Source organism: Brevundimonas sp. TWP2-3-4b1, from assembly GCF_049897665.1.
In the GTDB taxonomy this organism is placed as follows: Bacteria; Pseudomonadota; Alphaproteobacteria; order Caulobacterales; family Caulobacteraceae; genus Brevundimonas; species Brevundimonas subvibrioides_B.
Genome location: NZ_JAFCWQ010000003.1, coordinates 76,681 through 91,116, shown reverse-complemented (window position 1 = coordinate 91,116; position 14,436 = coordinate 76,681). Strand labels below are relative to the sequence as shown.

General features: G+C 67.9%; 17 protein-coding genes. 4 read left to right on the top strand and 13 right to left on the bottom strand.

Going from position 1 to position 14,436, the window contains the following annotated elements; all coding sequences use genetic code 11:
• Window positions 1–5: 5 nt before the first annotated feature.
• Window positions 6–635: a methyltransferase family protein gene (locus tag ACP7A5_RS03935; RefSeq protein ID WP_426040684.1), complete on the bottom strand. Its 630-nt coding sequence runs from the start codon at window positions 633–635 to the stop codon at window positions 6–8.
• Between the two features lie 93 nt (window positions 636–728).
• The gene (locus ACP7A5_RS03930) at window positions 729–1,703 is read right to left on the bottom strand and encodes a M20/M25/M40 family metallo-hydrolase (RefSeq protein ID WP_426040683.1); all 975 of its coding nucleotides are present in this window, start codon (window positions 1,701–1,703) and stop codon (window positions 729–731) included.
• A gap of 146 nt (window positions 1,704–1,849) precedes the next feature.
• Between ACP7A5_RS03930 and ligA the strand changes: the two genes are divergently transcribed.
• Window positions 1,850–4,165, top strand: coding sequence for an NAD-dependent DNA ligase LigA (ligA, locus tag ACP7A5_RS03925; protein ID WP_426040682.1), 2,316 nt, complete (start codon window positions 1,850–1,852; stop codon window positions 4,163–4,165).
• A 32-nt stretch (window positions 4,166–4,197) separates the two neighbouring features.
• On the opposite strand, the gene ACP7A5_RS03920 is transcribed toward ligA, so the two are convergent.
• The 6 genes from ACP7A5_RS03920 to ACP7A5_RS03895 all read right to left on the bottom strand — a co-directional run bounded on the left by ACP7A5_RS03920 (window position 4,198) and on the right by ACP7A5_RS03895 (window position 9,196).
• Window positions 4,198–5,187 (bottom strand): aldo/keto reductase, encoded by a 990-nt coding sequence (locus ACP7A5_RS03920; protein WP_426040681.1) that lies wholly within the window; start codon window positions 5,185–5,187, stop codon window positions 4,198–4,200.
• A 61-nt stretch (window positions 5,188–5,248) separates the two neighbouring features.
• Window positions 5,249–5,635: a type II toxin-antitoxin system VapC family toxin gene (locus ACP7A5_RS03915; RefSeq protein WP_426040680.1), complete on the bottom strand. Its 387-nt coding sequence runs from the start codon at window positions 5,633–5,635 to the stop codon at window positions 5,249–5,251.
• Window positions 5,636–5,649: 14 nt separating this feature from the next.
• Window positions 5,650–5,904: a type II toxin-antitoxin system VapB family antitoxin gene (locus tag ACP7A5_RS03910; RefSeq protein ID WP_426040679.1), complete on the bottom strand. Its 255-nt coding sequence runs from the start codon at window positions 5,902–5,904 to the stop codon at window positions 5,650–5,652.
• A 22-nt stretch (window positions 5,905–5,926) separates the two neighbouring features.
• Window positions 5,927–7,738: an aminopeptidase P family protein gene (locus tag ACP7A5_RS03905; protein WP_426040788.1), complete on the bottom strand. Its 1,812-nt coding sequence runs from the start codon at window positions 7,736–7,738 to the stop codon at window positions 5,927–5,929.
• A 55-nt stretch (window positions 7,739–7,793) separates the two neighbouring features.
• Window positions 7,794–8,273 carry a hypothetical protein gene (locus ACP7A5_RS03900; RefSeq protein WP_426040678.1) on the bottom strand — a complete coding sequence of 160 codons (480 nt, stop codon included), beginning with the start codon at window positions 8,271–8,273 and terminating at the stop codon, window positions 7,794–7,796.
• 53 nt (window positions 8,274–8,326) lie between these two features.
• Window positions 8,327–9,196 carry a 50S ribosomal protein L11 methyltransferase gene (locus tag ACP7A5_RS03895; protein ID WP_425987500.1) on the bottom strand — a complete coding sequence of 290 codons (870 nt, stop codon included), beginning with the start codon at window positions 9,194–9,196 and terminating at the stop codon, window positions 8,327–8,329.
• A 101-nt stretch (window positions 9,197–9,297) separates the two neighbouring features.
• Between ACP7A5_RS03895 and ACP7A5_RS03890 the strand changes: the two genes are divergently transcribed.
• Window positions 9,298–9,870 carry a hypothetical protein gene (locus ACP7A5_RS03890; protein ID WP_426040677.1) on the top strand — a complete coding sequence of 191 codons (573 nt, stop codon included), beginning with the start codon at window positions 9,298–9,300 and terminating at the stop codon, window positions 9,868–9,870.
• A gap of 77 nt (window positions 9,871–9,947) precedes the next feature.
• Here ACP7A5_RS03890 and ACP7A5_RS03885 read toward each other — a convergent pair whose 3' ends face one another.
• The 3 genes from ACP7A5_RS03885 to ACP7A5_RS03875 all read right to left on the bottom strand — a co-directional run bounded on the left by ACP7A5_RS03885 (window position 9,948) and on the right by ACP7A5_RS03875 (window position 11,759).
• The gene (locus ACP7A5_RS03885; protein ID WP_426040787.1) at window positions 9,948–10,145 is read right to left on the bottom strand and encodes a DUF3126 family protein; all 198 of its coding nucleotides are present in this window, start codon (window positions 10,143–10,145) and stop codon (window positions 9,948–9,950) included.
• A 121-nt stretch (window positions 10,146–10,266) separates the two neighbouring features.
• Window positions 10,267–11,088, bottom strand: coding sequence for a serine O-acetyltransferase (cysE, locus tag ACP7A5_RS03880; RefSeq protein WP_426040676.1), 822 nt, complete (start codon window positions 11,086–11,088; stop codon window positions 10,267–10,269).
• Window positions 11,089–11,108: 20 nt separating this feature from the next.
• Window positions 11,109–11,759 carry an NUDIX domain-containing protein gene (locus ACP7A5_RS03875; protein ID WP_426040675.1) on the bottom strand — a complete coding sequence of 217 codons (651 nt, stop codon included), beginning with the start codon at window positions 11,757–11,759 and terminating at the stop codon, window positions 11,109–11,111.
• A gap of 45 nt (window positions 11,760–11,804) precedes the next feature.
• Here ACP7A5_RS03875 and ACP7A5_RS03870 point away from each other — a divergent pair, with 45 nt between their 5' ends.
• Window positions 11,805–12,413 (top strand): nitroreductase family protein, encoded by a 609-nt coding sequence (locus ACP7A5_RS03870; protein WP_426040674.1) that lies wholly within the window; start codon window positions 11,805–11,807, stop codon window positions 12,411–12,413.
• 40 nt (window positions 12,414–12,453) lie between these two features.
• Entirely contained in the window at window positions 12,454–12,834 is a 381-nt protein-coding gene (locus ACP7A5_RS03865) for a VOC family protein (protein WP_426040673.1), read from the top strand.
• Here the strand turns inward: ACP7A5_RS03865 and ACP7A5_RS03860 are convergent.
• Together ACP7A5_RS03860 and ACP7A5_RS03855 are read right to left on the bottom strand one after the other, a co-directional pair.
• Window positions 12,815–13,549, bottom strand: coding sequence for a class I SAM-dependent methyltransferase (locus ACP7A5_RS03860; RefSeq protein WP_426040672.1), 735 nt, complete (start codon window positions 13,547–13,549; stop codon window positions 12,815–12,817). The genes ACP7A5_RS03865 and ACP7A5_RS03860 overlap by 20 nt on opposite strands.
• Entirely contained in the window at window positions 13,546–14,403 is an 858-nt protein-coding gene (locus tag ACP7A5_RS03855; RefSeq protein ID WP_426040671.1) for a DUF817 domain-containing protein, read from the bottom strand. The genes ACP7A5_RS03860 and ACP7A5_RS03855 overlap by 4 nt, the downstream gene beginning before the upstream one ends.
• Between the last annotated feature and the right edge of the window lie 33 nt (window positions 14,404–14,436).

The window sequence follows — 14,436 nt, the reverse complement described above, 5'->3', positions numbered from 1 at the left end:
TCTGCTCACGGAAGGCGCAGCAGGACCGGCAGCCATCCCGCCGCCTGCGCCATGTCCACGCCTTCGAAGACCGGAATGGCCAGCAGGAACACCAGTCCGTCCCGGATCGTGGTCAGGAAGAAGCGCGGCTTGATGCTGAGGTCTTCCTCGTCGCGCCATTTGGAGAAGTCGGGTCCGCAGCGCGGCGTCCGGGCCATATAGGCCTTGTATGACTCGCCGAACTCCGCCGACAGCCAAGCCTCTTCCTGCGCGATGGTGAAGTGGAAGACCACGATGGCTATCAACACGAACAGCGCGGCGATCGTCATGCTGCCGGTCTGAGCCCCGACACCGAAGGCGCCGGCATAGCTGAAGACATAGAGCGGATTCCGGCTGAGCGAATACGGACCGGTGGAGACCACCTCCGCCTTCTTGCGTCCGCCGATGTAGAGCGAACACCAGGCGCGGCCGACAATGCTCAGAACGATGGCGCCAAGGCCGACCGACTCCACGGCTTCACTGATCGGACCCTGCCCCCACCAGGTGGAGGTGAACATTGCCAGAACAACGACCGCCAGCAGGCACAGGCCGATGGCCCATTTCCGGATCTTCTGGATTCGTTGAAGATCGAACGCGTCGGTACTCACCGTCGTCATAGTCGCTTCCAGCCCCCTAAGTTGTCAGCAGACCGAAACGCCGATGCGCGAGTTCGCGCAAGAACTATCTTTGCGGCTGAAACTCTCTCGCGATCAGCGATCCAGGCCCTGATCCAGCGCCCGGAACGCCGAGACCGACAGTTCGGCCGCACTCTGGAACACCGACGGCGTGATCCGCTCGAAGTCATCGGAGGGGCGATGATAGTCGGGATGGTAGTCGACGCCCAGGTACAGGAACGGCACCTGGGCCGCGAAGAAGGCGCCCTGATCCGAGGCCTCGACCCAGTTGTTCTCACCGGTGTCCTGCGGCGTGTCCTTGCCGAAGGCCAGCGATACGGCGCCATTCGCCGGGATGGTCTCCAGGATCGGCCGGAACGTCGGGTGCTGGTATGTGCCCGTGACCCACAGTTTCCCGTCCGTTTCGGCACGGGCAATCATGTCGAAGTTCAGGTTCATGGCGATCGACGCCAGCGGCACAGGCGGCGCCTGGACGAAATGTTTGGCGCCCAGCAGGCCCCGCTCCTCGCCGTCGAAGGCGACGAAGATGACGCTGTGTTCCGGAGCCGAGGCCTTCAGCCGATCGGCGATCTCCAGCATGGTCGCCACGCCCGAGGCGTTGTCGTCTGCGCCGTTGTAGATCTGGCCGCCGTTCGAGCCGACGTGGTCGTAGTGGGCGGTGATGACGATGTAGCGATCCGGAACCCGCGTCCCCTCGATCAGGCCCAGGATGTTGACGCCGTTGAAGGTTTTCGGCCCCTCGCGGGTTCGGCCCTGCGCCGCGAACGGCTGCAGCCGGCCCATCGGCGGAGCGGCGACGCCCAAAGCCTCGAATCGCGACACGATATAGGCCCGCGCCCGCTCGCCGCCGGGCGCGCCCGTATCGCGCCCTTCCATATCGTCCGCCGACAGGATGCGCACATCGGCCATCAGCTGATCGTAGGAGATCGGCGTCGCGGCGACTTCGGCAGACGTCTCGGGCGCCCGCTGCGTCTCGGTCATGCCCGCACAGCCGGACAGGATCAGCACGGCGACGGACGACAGCGCCACGGCGCGAAGGGAACGGGACATGCGGACTCTCTGGATGTTTCGCTTTCGGCATAGCGGCCCGGGATGGACGCGTCCGCTTAAATTCGTGTCATCAACCCTCACCGTGCGCCCCGCCGGGGTGCACGGTGAGGGTTGAAGTCTCCGCACGGATCGTCACTAAAAGCGCCATGGCCGAACCGTCCGTCGAATCCCTGACCGAAGCCGAAGCGGAGGCCGAGCTGGCCCGGCTCGCCGCCTCGATGGCGCGCCAAGACGCCCTCTACGCCGAGGCCGCGCCCGAGATCTCCGACGCCGACTACGACGCCCTGCGCGCGCGCAACCTGGCCATCGAGACGCGCTTCCCGGCCCTGGTCCGCGAGAACTCACCCTCAAGGCGGGTCGGCGCCCCCGTCTCGAGCCAGTTCGCAGAGGTGCGGCATGGCGTGCCCATGCTGTCCCTCGACAATGCTTTCGACGACGGTGACGTCACCGATTTCGTCGCCCGCATCGCGCGCTTCCTCAACCTGCCCCCGGATGAGGTTATCGCTTTCGTCGCCGAACCCAAGATCGACGGTCTCAGCGCCAACCTGCGCTACGAAAACGGCATTCTGGTCCAGGGCACGACCCGCGGCGACGGTCGGGCGGGAGAGGACATCACCGCCAATCTGAAGACCATCGCCGACATTCCCCACCGTCTGAAGGGTTCCGGATGGCCCGCCCTGATCGAGGTGCGCGGCGAGGTCTATGCCCCCAACGACGCCTTCGCCGCCTTCAACGCGGAGGCCGAGGCGGCCGGCCGTCGCACCTACGCCAACCCCCGCAACTTCTCTGCCGGATCGCTGCGCCAGATCGACCCGTCGGTGACGGCCCGGCGCCCCTTGAGCTTCTTCGCCTACGCCTGGGGCGAGACCTCTGAGCCCTTCGCCGCAACGCAGGCCGAGGCGCTGGAGAGGTTCGAGACCTGGGGCTTCCCGGTCAATCCGCGCTCGACCCGCGTCGAGGGCGCCGATGGACTGGTCGGCGTCTATCACGGCCTCGAAACCGATCGCGCCCAGCTCGGCTATGACATCGACGGCGTAGTCTACAAGGTTGACCGCCTGGACTGGCAGCACCGCCTCGGCTTCGTCTCCCGCAGCCCCCGCTGGGCCATTGCGCACAAATTCCCGGCGCAACAGGCGACCACCGTGCTGGAAGGCATCGACATCCAGGTCGGCCGCACGGGCTCCCTCACCCCCGTCGCCCGCCTCGCCCCCGTCACCGTCGGCGGCGTCGTGGTCCGCAACGCCACCCTGCACAACGAAGACGAGATCGCGCGCAAGGACGTGCGCGTCGGCGACACCGTGGTCCTGCAACGCGCCGGCGACGTCATCCCCCAGATCGTCTCGGTGGTCGCCGACAAACGCCCCGCCGAGGCCCTCCCCTACGTCTTCCCGACCCACTGCCCGGTCTGCGGTTCGGAGGCTGTGCGGCCCGAGGGCGAGGTTCGCCGTCGCTGCACCGGCGGGCTGATCTGCGCCGCCCAGCTGGTCGAACGGCTCAAGCATTTTGTCTCCCGCCGCGCCTTCGACATCGAAGGTCTGGGCGAGAAACAACTGACCGCCTTCCACGAGCGGGGCTGGATCCACGAGCCCGCCGACATCTTCCGCCTCGCGCGCGAGGCGAAAAAGCTGGACGCCCTACGCGCCGAGGACGGCTATGGGGAGACCAGCGTGAGGAACCTCGTCGCCGGCATCGACGCGCGCCGCACGATCGCGCTGGAGCGGCTGCTGTTCGGCCTCGGCATCCGCGACATCGGCGACCAGACCTCGCTGCTGCTCGCGCGCCATTTCGGCGACTGGAACAGCTTCCACGCCGCCGCGCTCGAGGCCGCCTCGGGCATCCCCTCACCGGAATGGGCGAAGCTGGCCGAGGGCCACGGCGTCTCCGCCCGCACCCTGTCCGTCATGGCTTCGGCCGTTCTGTCGTCCGCCGATCCCTGGCCCGAGGCGCCGCTGGACCAGAAGCTGGCGCTCGCCTTCGCCGGCGTCGCCGCGCCTGCCCGCCGGGCTCTGTCAGAGCTGACCACTGACTGGGCCAGCATCGTCGAACTGGCCCGCGTCGCCCGCGAGGAAGGTCCGTCGATGATCCTCGGGGACATCGCCGGGATCGCCGGCGTGGGCCCGGTCGCCGCCCGCGCCGTCGCCGAATTCTTCCACGAGCCGCACAATCGTGAGGTCGTCGACGCCCTCGTCGCCGAACTGGCCACCATCGAGGACGCCGAACGCCCCAAGGCCGACACCCCCGTCGCCGGCAAGACCGTCGTCTTCACCGGCTCGCTCGAACGGTTCACCCGCGACGAGGCCAAGGCGCGGGCCGAAAGCCTCGGCGCCAAGGTGTCCGGGTCGGTGTCAAAGAAGACCGACTACCTCGTCGCCGGCCCCGGCGCCGGCTCCAAACTGGCCGAGGCGCAGAAGCACGGCGTCGCCGTCCTCACCGAGGACGAGTGGCTGGCTTTGATTTCGTGATCCTTCTCCCCTTGCGGGAGAAGGACGTTGTCTCACCGGTTCAGCGCGCTCCGGGCGGCCTCGGCATAGCGGTGACCCGAGGCGGCGTCCTTCGGGAACACGGCCTCGATCGCCTCGACATCCTCGGCCGTCAGCGTGATGCCCGCGGCCGCCGCGTTCTGTTCCAGCGTCGCGATGCGTCGCGTCCCCGGGATCGGCACGATCTCGTCTCCCTGGGCCAACACCCAGGCCAGCGCCAGCTGGGCCGCCGTGACGCCGCGGTCGTCGGCGATCCCCTTGATCGCCTCGACGAGGTTCAGGTTCTTCTGGAAATTCTCGCCCATGAAACGGGGATTCGTGCGGCGGAAATCGCCCTGCTCCAGATCGTCGATCGACTTGATGTCGCCGGACAGGAAGCCGCGCCCAAGGGGGCTGTAGGGCACGAAGCCGATGCCCAGTTCGCGCACGGTCAACAGGATCTCGTCCTCCGGCTCACGAGACCACAGGGAGTACTCGGTCTGCAGCGCCGTGATCGGGTGGGTCGCATGGGCCCGGCGGATCGTCTCCGGCGCCGCCTCTGACAAGCCGAGGAAGCGGACCTTGCCCTCCGTCACCAGTTCGGCCATCGCGCCCACCGTCTCCTCGATCGGCGTGTCCGCGTCGACGCGATGCAGATAGTAGAGATCGACGTGGTCCATCCCCAGACGGGTCAGGCTGCCTTCGATGGCGCGGCGCACATTGGCCGGCGATCCGTCGACCTTCAGCGCCGTGCGGTCGGCGTTGTAGCCGATGCCGAACTTGGTCGCGACGAAGGCCTTGTCGCGACGATCCGCCAGCGCCTTGCCGACCTGGATCTCGTTGGTGTGGGGGCCGTACATCTCTGCCGTATCGAAGAAGGTGATCCCCAGCTCCAGCGCGCGATGGATCACCGCCGTCGCCTGCCCCTCGTCCGACGGCGCGCCATAGAAGGACGCCATCCCCATGCACCCCAGGCCGATAGCCGAAACTTCGGGACCGTTCGGTCCGAGACGACGGGTCTTCATGGGGCGATCTCCTGAGGGTGGTGAAACCGGTACGTCGGCGTCGCCCGGCCGATCCGCAAGGTCAGACCGCCGAAACGACATCCGTCTGTGCGAAGTCGTTACCCTTGAACAGCAGAGGTTCGCCGGCGACCTTGGCGAGTGCGTAAGGGAAGCAATCGCCGAAGTTCAGTTTCGCCGGGTGGTTCTTCTTGCCGAAGCGCTTGTACGCGGCGCGGGCCATACGAGCGGTTTCCGCATCCACCGCGACGACCTCGGCCTCGATCCGGGTCAGGATGAGATCGACCGTGCGAGAGGCTTCCTCGTTACGCAGGCTGTCCACCACCATGCCGAACTCGAACAGGGTCACCGCCGAAATCCGGACCGGTGCGGTCAACATCGACGTCAGGAAGCCCGGACCTTCGGGCTCCTTGTACAAAATGGCGACAAGGGCGGACGCATCGACGATCAAGCGGGCAGACCCGTCTAAGGATCATAGAACTCGGCGGTTGGATCTTCGGTCTTGAAGAACTCAGGCGGCGCGGCCTTGCGGATCACGTCGAAAAGCGCCTCGATCTCTTCGATCGTAGCCTTCTTCGTCACAGGCTCCGGCTCGCGCGCCAACTGTTCGCGCAAGGCATAGGTCACGACGCCGGTCAGACTGTCGCCGCGCCGTCTCGCCAGCTCCTTGGCCAGCCTGTGCGCCTCGGGGTTCTTGATGTTCAGCATGGTAGACAGCATTCTACCACACCGCCTCATCCCCTCAAAGCGGGGCGCACTGCGCCTCCAGCCAGGCCTTCGCCTCGCCGTCCAGCAGCGGCCCGACCTTGGCCAGGGTCTCGGCGTGATAGGCGTCGACATAGGCGCGCTCGTCGGCCGTCAGGGCCGCCACATCGATCAGCTTTCTGTCCAGCGGGGCGAAGGTCAGTTGCTCGAAGCCGTGCATCGGCCGCTCGCCGCGGGGGATCGGCTCGGGCGCTGTCACCACCTGCAGGGTCTCGATGCGGATGCCCCAGTGGCCCTCGCGATAGTAGCCCGGCTCGTTGGACAGGATCATGCCGGTCAGCAGGGGCTGCGAGTTCACCGCCTTGGCGATCCGCTGCGGCCCTTCGTGCACGCCCAGATAGGAGCCGACGCCATGACCCGTGCCGTGGTCGTAGTCATGGCCCGCCATCCACATCGGCGCGCGGGCGAGCGCGTCCAGCTGGTGCCCCGACGTCCCGACCGGGAAGCGGATCACGGCCATGGCGATGTGGGCCTTCAGCACCAGGGTGAACATGCGGCGCTGGTCGGCCGAGGGCTCGCCGATGGCCATGGTCCGGGTCACGTCGGTGGTGCCGTCGAGATACTGTCCGCCGCCGTCGACCAGCAGCAGCGAGCCCGCCTCCATCTTGCGGATGGTGCGGGTGACCGGCTTGTAGTGCGGCAGGGCCGCGTTCGGCCCGACACCGGCGATGGTGTCGAAGCTGAGGTCCTTCAGCGCACCGGTCTCCTCGCGGAAGCGCTCCAGCGCCTCGACCACGCCGCGCTCGTCCGGCAGTTCGACCTGGGCGACCGTATCGACCCAGTGCAGGAACCGTGACAGCGCCGCGCCGTCGCGGATATGGGCCTGGCGTGAGCCTTCGATCTCGACCGCGTTCTTGGCCGCGCGCGGCAGGGCGCAGGGGTCCATGCCGCGAACGACAGTCGCCCCGACCAGATCCAGTCGGTCGAAATACCAGGCCGAAGACTGGGCGGGATCGATCAGGACCTTGAACCCCTTCATCCCCTCCAGCGCCTGCCCCAGTTCGCCCGGGGCCATCAGGTTCACGTCGTCGCCCAGCCAGCCCGGCAGTTCATTGGTCACCTTGCCGGGGTCGAGGAACAGCATCGCTTTCCCATTGGCCGCCAGGATCGCCTGGGCCAGCGGCAGGGGCGAACGGATCACGTCCCCGCCCCGCACATTGAACAGCCAGGCGATCGACGAGGGTGCGGTCAGGACGACGGCGTCGGCGCCGGCCGCTGCGACCGCTTCCGCTATCCGCCTCCGCTTCGACGCACTCGACTCGCCCGAATAGCGGTCTTCGTGCGGCACGACGGGCGCGGCGGGCTGGGGCGGGCGCGCCTCGGCCCAGGCGGCGTCCACCGGATTGCTGTCGACGGGTTTCAGGCTGGCCCCGGCCTTGGCGGCCGCACGCTTCAGCGTGGCCAGGGCGTCGGGGCTGTGCAGGCGCGGATCGTAGCCGATCACGGCCCCCTTCGGCGCACGCTCGAGGTAGGCCGGCACACCGCCCTCGACGAGGTCGAGGATCTCGAACTGGTCGGCATCGACCTGGGCCCGGACCTGCACCGTATAGCGGCCGTCGGCGAAGACGGCGGCCCTGTCCTTCATCACCACGCCCGCGCCGGCGGAACCGGTGAAGCCGGTCAGCCACGCCAGCCGGTCGTTGGCGGCAGGCAGGTATTCGTTCTGATGCTCGTCCTCGTGCGGGACCAGGAAGCCGTCCAGCCCCTGCTGCGCCATGGCGGCGCGAACGAGTGGAAGGTGCTTCGCCCCGAAAGACGGCGAGGTGGTTTCATCGAAGGACTGGCGCATGAAAATCGCCATAGCATCTCCCTCCCCAAGAAGGGGAGGGAGATCCAGGAGACGATCAGTTCTGCGGCGACGTGCTTGTGATCACTGCCGAACCCGAAGTCGGCGCGGGCTGCGCGGCCGGGACGGTGATAATCACCGGCGCCGGTTGGCTGGCGGCGCGGGCCATATCGGAGCGCGCCTGGCTGGTGGCGCGAGCCGCCTCGGCCTGGGCGCGCGCGGCGTCCATCCGGGCGATGTCGACGCTCTGCTGGGCGCCCGCGATCTGACCCTGGACCACGGCCTGATCGGCGCGCGCCTGCGCCGCAACGGCATCCGCCTGGGCCTGGGCCAGCATGACCTCGGTCTCGTCGTCGCGCCCCCCCGATGACAGGACCCAAAGCACGGCGATCAGCACGGCGGCGGCCAGTCCGCCGGCAATCCACCAGCCTGTGCTCGACTCGCGCTGCACGACGACCGTCTCGCTGTAGACAGGCTCGGTCACCACGATGCGCTCGATCCTGGCATTGGGGTCGATATTCGGGTCGTACTGGCTCACGGGAAATCCCTCCATTAAGTCAGCAGAACGGCTTCGCTTCGTCGGAGTTCCGCCTATGCCATCCGCCTCAGCACCAGGGCGCTCCACGCATCGCGATGGATCCGTCGTTCCAGCCGGAAGCCGCGCGACAGATAGGCGGCCGAGACCCGCCGCTCCTGTGTCCGCAGCAACCCGCTGAGGATCGCCACCCCGCCGATCCGCAGGCTCATCTTGATGTCCTGCGACAGGGCGACCAGCGGCGGAGCCAGAATGTTCGCAAACACCAGGTCATAGGGCGCGCCCGCCCGCACCTTCATGTCGTTCAGGCCCGAGGCGTGGACGAAGCGGGCATTGGCCTGGTTCAGCTTGGCGTTCTCGTTGGCGATCCGCACCGAAGGCGCGTCGATGTCGGTGCCGACGGCCAGAGCCGCGCCCGTCCGCGCCGCCGCGATGGCCAGCACGCCCGTTCCGCAGCCGACGTCCAGCACCTTCTCGAACCGTTCGCGCTTCAGCAGTTCGTCGTAGGCGACCAGACAGCCGACCGTCGTGCCGTGGTGCCCGGTCCCGAAGGCCGCGCCCGCGTCGATCTTCAGATTCACTGCGTTGGGCGGCACCCGTCCCTGATCGTGGGCGCCATAGACGAAGAACCGCCCGGCCCGCACCGGCGGCAGGCCTGACAGCGACATGGCCAGCCAGTCGGCGTCGGCCAGGGGCTCGACCTTCACCGTCACGCCGGGATGCTCGGCCAGTCGCGCGATCAGGGCCTCGACCTCTTCCTCGGATGTCGGGAAGGCGTCGATGCGCCAGATGTCGCGATCCTCGTCTTCCTCGAGAATGGAATAGGTCGCGCCTTCCAGCAGGAAGTCGGAATCGATGGCTTCGGCGGCCGCTTCGGCGGCGGCGCGAGACCCGCGCGCGATTATCTGGACGGGATTGTGGGACATTTATTCAAACACCGGTATCATTGCGAATCGATACTATTGAGTTTGCGCCTGTGCGCTCACGCACCGGATGCAATCGTTCCAACCGAGGGGTCGGGGAATACATGGCCAAGTCACCGTCTACTGCGTCGCCTAAAGCGTCCGCCGCTTCCAAGCCTAAAGCAGCCGCGAAGTCGACTGCGAAAACGGCCAAGCCCGCTGCAGCCAAGCCCGCCGTCGCCGCCAAGCCCGTAGCGGTGAAGGCCGCCCCGGCCGCCAAGGCGGCTCCGAAGGTCGCTGCGAAGTCCGCCGCCAAGCCGGCTGCCAAGCCTGCGGCAAAGCCCGCCGCTCCGAAGACAACGGTCAAGGCCGGCGCTCCCAAGGCTGCCGCCAAACCCGCTGCCAAGCCTGCTGTCGCGAAGGCTCCAGCCAAGGCCGCTCCGAAAGCGGCTGCGAAGAAGCCCGCCGCCAAGGCTCCTCCGAAGGCCGTTACGACCGCTCCGGCCGCGAAGGCTGTCGCTCCCGCCGTCAAGCCGGCCGCCGTCGCACCGGCTGCCAAGCCGGTCATCGCGCCGGCTCCCGCGGCGAAGCCCGCCGCGTCCCCGGCCGCCGCTGCCCCTGCTGCCAAGCCTGCGGCGCCCGCGCCGAAGAAGGGCTTCTTCGACAAGTTGGCCGACGCGATCTTCGGCAAGCGCTAGAAGCCGGTGGCCTGAAACGACGAACGCCGGGCGGTTCGCACCGCCCGGCGTTTTCGTGTCTGGTATCCGGCGTCGGGTCAGTCGGCGGGCAGATCCTCGGCCAGGATCGCCATCTCGAACATGAAGCTGCCGTCCTCGTCCTCGTCGTCGAACACGACACCGATGAACTCGTCACCGACATAGACCTCGGCCGAATCGTTCACCTTCGGCCGGGGCTTCACGATGATGCCGCCGGTGTTGAAGGTGCGCTTCAGGTGCGTCTCGATGCGCTTCATGTCTGCTTCGTTCACGGCGGGCCTCGGTGGTCTGGATTGAAGGCGCGGACCCTAGAGAAGCCGGATCGGCCTGTCACGTCCCCTCCCTGTTCGCGTAGCGAATGGGGAGGAGACACTCGGCTCAGATCACGAAATCATAGACGACGTCGGCCAAGGTGTGGTCCATCGTCCGGGCCGGCTCCGCCTCGGTCGGGCAGTTGACCAGCCGCGCCGGAACACCGGCCACGGTGCAGCCCGCAGGCACCGGCTTCAGCACCACCGAACCCGAAGCCACCTTGGCGTAGTCGCCGACCACGATATTGCCCAGCACCTTGGCCCCGGCGCCCAGCAGCACGCCCTTGCCGATCTTGGGATGGCGGTCGCCGCGCTCGGCCCCCGTACCGCCCAGGGTCACATTGTGCAGCATCGAGACCTCGTCGCCGACTACCGCCGTCTCGCCGATGACGATGCCCGTGCCGTGATCCAGGAACAGGCCGGAGCCCAGCCGCGCGCCCGGGTGGATGTCGATCTGGAACAGCTCGGAGATCCGGCTCTGGAAGTGGAAGGCCAGGGTCTCGCGCCCCTGTGTCCACAGCCAGTGTGCGACCCGGGACGCCTGCAGCGCCTGGAAACCCTTGAAGTACAGGAACGGCTGCAACAGCGTCTTGATCGCCGGATCGCGCTCGGCCACGGCCTGCAAGTCCGCCTCCGCCGCCGCCACGATGGTGGCATCGGCCTGGAACGCCGACAGGCAAACCTCGCGCACCGTCATGGCGCGCAGTTCCTCGTCGCCCAGCTTCCTGGCGATCTGGAAACTCAGCGCCGCCGAAAGGTCGTGGTGCGACAGGATCACGGCGTTCAGCAGCGACGCCAGATACGGCTCCTCACGCGCGGCGGCCTCGGCGGAGGACCGCAGCTGGTTCCACACGCTGTCCTGCGACACGACGACTTCAAGCTTGGGCATCACCGGCTCCATTCATCCCATCATACCCGCGTCAGCATGGCGTGCGCCAGCCAGCCGGGGATCAGCGACTCCCTGGCCATATGGTAGGCCCTCAGCGCCGTCGCCACCGTGAAGGTGTCGCGCACCGCGCCCCGGTCGATCTCGTGCATCAGGGTCATGAAGGGCACTCTCGCCAAGACGATCACCTCGGTCGGATCCGGCGCAGTGTCGACCTCAGACAGGTCCCAGGCCAGCCAGGCGATGGCCCGCTCGTCGGTGATCGAGTTCGACATCTCCATTCTCAGCACCTCGCGCCACGACTTCGCCGCCAGGCCGGCTTCCTCGGCCAGCTCGCGCTTGACCCCGTCCAGCGGATCCTCGTCGAACGGCGCCCCGCCCTCCGGCATCTCCCAGGAATAGTTGGCCAGGGCGAACCGGGCCTGTCCGACCAGGGTCACCGTCCCGTCCGAATGGATCGGCAGCACCCCGACAGAAAGGTTCTTCAGCCGCATGACGACATAGGTCGCCGCCGCTCCGGTCGGCGCCGTCGCCGGATGCGAGGTCAGGGTCAGCCACGGGTTCTCGAACACCGTCGCGTCGCCGTCGCTCTTCCACCCCGGCCGCGCGGGCGGGTTCTCGTCCCACGAAGGCAGGGGCCGGCCGGCATCGAAGTCGTCGCGAAAGTCGCTCATCCCGGGCATATGGCGCCGCATGGGTCGAACGCCTAGCTACACGGCATGACCCTGCCTCCCCCCGTCGACCTCGGCGCCCCGCTCCCCTCGCCGACCCCGTCACACGAGATGCTGGCCCGGCTGGCCACGCGTCGCTCGGCTCCGGCCCAGGCCCTGACCGCGCCCGGACCCGACGCCGGGCAGGTCGCCGACATCCTGACCCTCGCCGCCCGCTCGCCCGACCATGGCAAGCTTTTCCCGTGGCGCTTCGTCGTCATGGGTCCGGCCAGCCGCGCCGCGATCGCAGAGAGGCTCGGCGCCATGGCCGTCGCCAAGGGTCTGCCGTCCAAGGCCCGGGCCGTCCTCGCCAAACTGACCGCAGCCCCGACCACTGTGCTGGTGATCTCGACCGCAGCCCCGGCCTCCAAGCCCGTCTGGGAACAGGAACTCAGCGCCGGCGCCGTCTGCATGAACCTCGAGCATGCCGCCTCCGCCTTCGGCTTCGCCTCAAGCTGGATCACCGACTGGTACAGCTACGACGCCGACGCCCTGCCCCTGTTCGGCGTCCGCGAAGGCGAGAAGGTCGCGGGCTTCATCCACCTCGGCACGGCGGTCGAGCCGCTGCTGGAACGCGACCGTCCGGACCTGACGGCGATCACGCAACATCGTCCATGAACCGTGTTATGTTGACGCGTCCAGAAAAGGAGACCCGGCCATGAGCCTGCCCTCGTCTGCAACGGCCATCACCTTCGTCCTGACGCGCGACCGGGCCGTGTCCGACGCCTTCTACCGCGACGTCCTGGGCCTCCCGTTTCTGACCGACGACGGCTTCGCGGCCGTATTCGATCTGAACGGCGCGACCTTGCGGATCACCCATGTGCCGGATCATTCCGCAGCCCCGCATCCGGTCCTCGGCTGGCAGGTCGCCGACATCGCCGCGACCGTCGCCGACCTGACGGCCAGGGGCGTGGTCATGATCATCTATCCGGGCATGGGTCAGGACGAGACGGGCGTCTGGACCGCCCCTGGCGGCAGCGCGAAGGTGGCCTTCTTCGCTGACCCCGACGGCAATGTGCTCAGCCTGACGCAGAGCTGACGGGCGGCTTCGTCCACTCCATCATCATGAACCACGGCGCGCGGTTGTAGTGGGCCTGTCGCACCGGATCGCCCCCGTGCGCGGGCGGCTCGGCGAAATGGGTCAGGGTCAGCCCCTGCTCCAGCAACAGCGCCATATAGGTGCTCAGCGGCCGGTGCCAGTTCTGGATCCGGATGCCCTTCCAGGCGATCCAGCCGGCCTTCTCCTCCAGATAGTCATCCATCGCATGGGCCCGCCGCCCGTCCGGCAGGGTGACCCACCCCAGGTCGTTGGCGTCGGCGGCCGAGTTGTACCCCGCCAGATTGGCGATCAGCAGGCTCCCGCCCGGCGCCAGCACCCGCGTCATCTCCGCGATGGCGGCCCGCCCATCCGGGATATCGATCAACGACAGATAACTGACCACAAGGTCGAACGCCGCGTCTTCGAACCCCAGGGCCTCCGCCGCCTCCACGCGGTAGTCGCCTTCGGGATCCAGCCTGCGCGCATGGTCGACCAGGCCCACGGTCGGATCGATCCCGACCGCCGCCACCCCCTCGGCCTTCAGCATTCGGCAGAACCGCCCCTCGCCACAGCCGACGTCCAGCGCGCGGGCCCAGGGCCTCAGCCGCACCCGCTCCAGCATCGGCGCATCCATGACCCAGCGCCGCCCGAAGTCGCCCTCGTCCCCTTGCGACGCGACCCAGGCGTCCGCCGATTCCGCCCATCCATCGCTCATCGCGGCTCCTCCTCCGGGCGGTGGACCAGCGACACCAGCACCACCGAGATGATCATCAACAGATACCAGCTGCCCAGCTTGGCCAGCAAAACCATCTCCCACCCCGCCTCCTGACCCGGATAGGCCCAGGCCCGCCCCAGCGTGCCCAGGTTTTCCGCGAACAAGATGAACAGGGCGATCAGGAAATACCCCACCAGCAAGGGCATCCTCAGCCGCGTCCGGTTCGCCGTGAACCAGAACCATCCTCGCCCGAACAACAGGGCCGTCGCCACGAACAAGGCCAGCCGGATGTCCGGCAGCCAGTGATGGGCGAAGAAGTTGACGTAGATCGCTGCCGCCAGCACCCAGGTCGACCACACCGGCGGATAGCCGCGCACGCGGATATGGAAGATGCGCTGCACCCGCGCGATGTAGGAGCCCACCGCCGCATACATGAAGCCCGAGAACAGCGGCACGGCCCCGATCCGCAGCACCGAGTCCTCCGGATAGATCCACGACCCGTGGGCGGTCTTGAACAGCTCCATGATCGTGCCGGCGATGTGGAACAGCAGGATCACCCGCGCCTCGGCCCGGCTCTCCAGCTTCAGGCCCAGCATGGCGGCCTGGATCAGCACCGCCCCGACGACCAGAAAGTCGTAGCGCGACACCGGGCTGTCGTCGGGCCAGAACAGGAAGGTCAGCAGGATCAGCCCCAGCATCGCCCCGCCGAACAGACAGGCCCAGGCCTGCTTGATCCCGAACATCAGGAAGGCGAAGGCGAAGCGGGTGAGCGGCGTGCGGTCGGCGCGGGACTGGAGACCGGCGAGCCAGCGACGGCCCCGGGATTCCCAGGGAAGGCGGGACGATTCGGTCACGCCGTTACCTTAGCGCGATCACGGGTCGGTTGC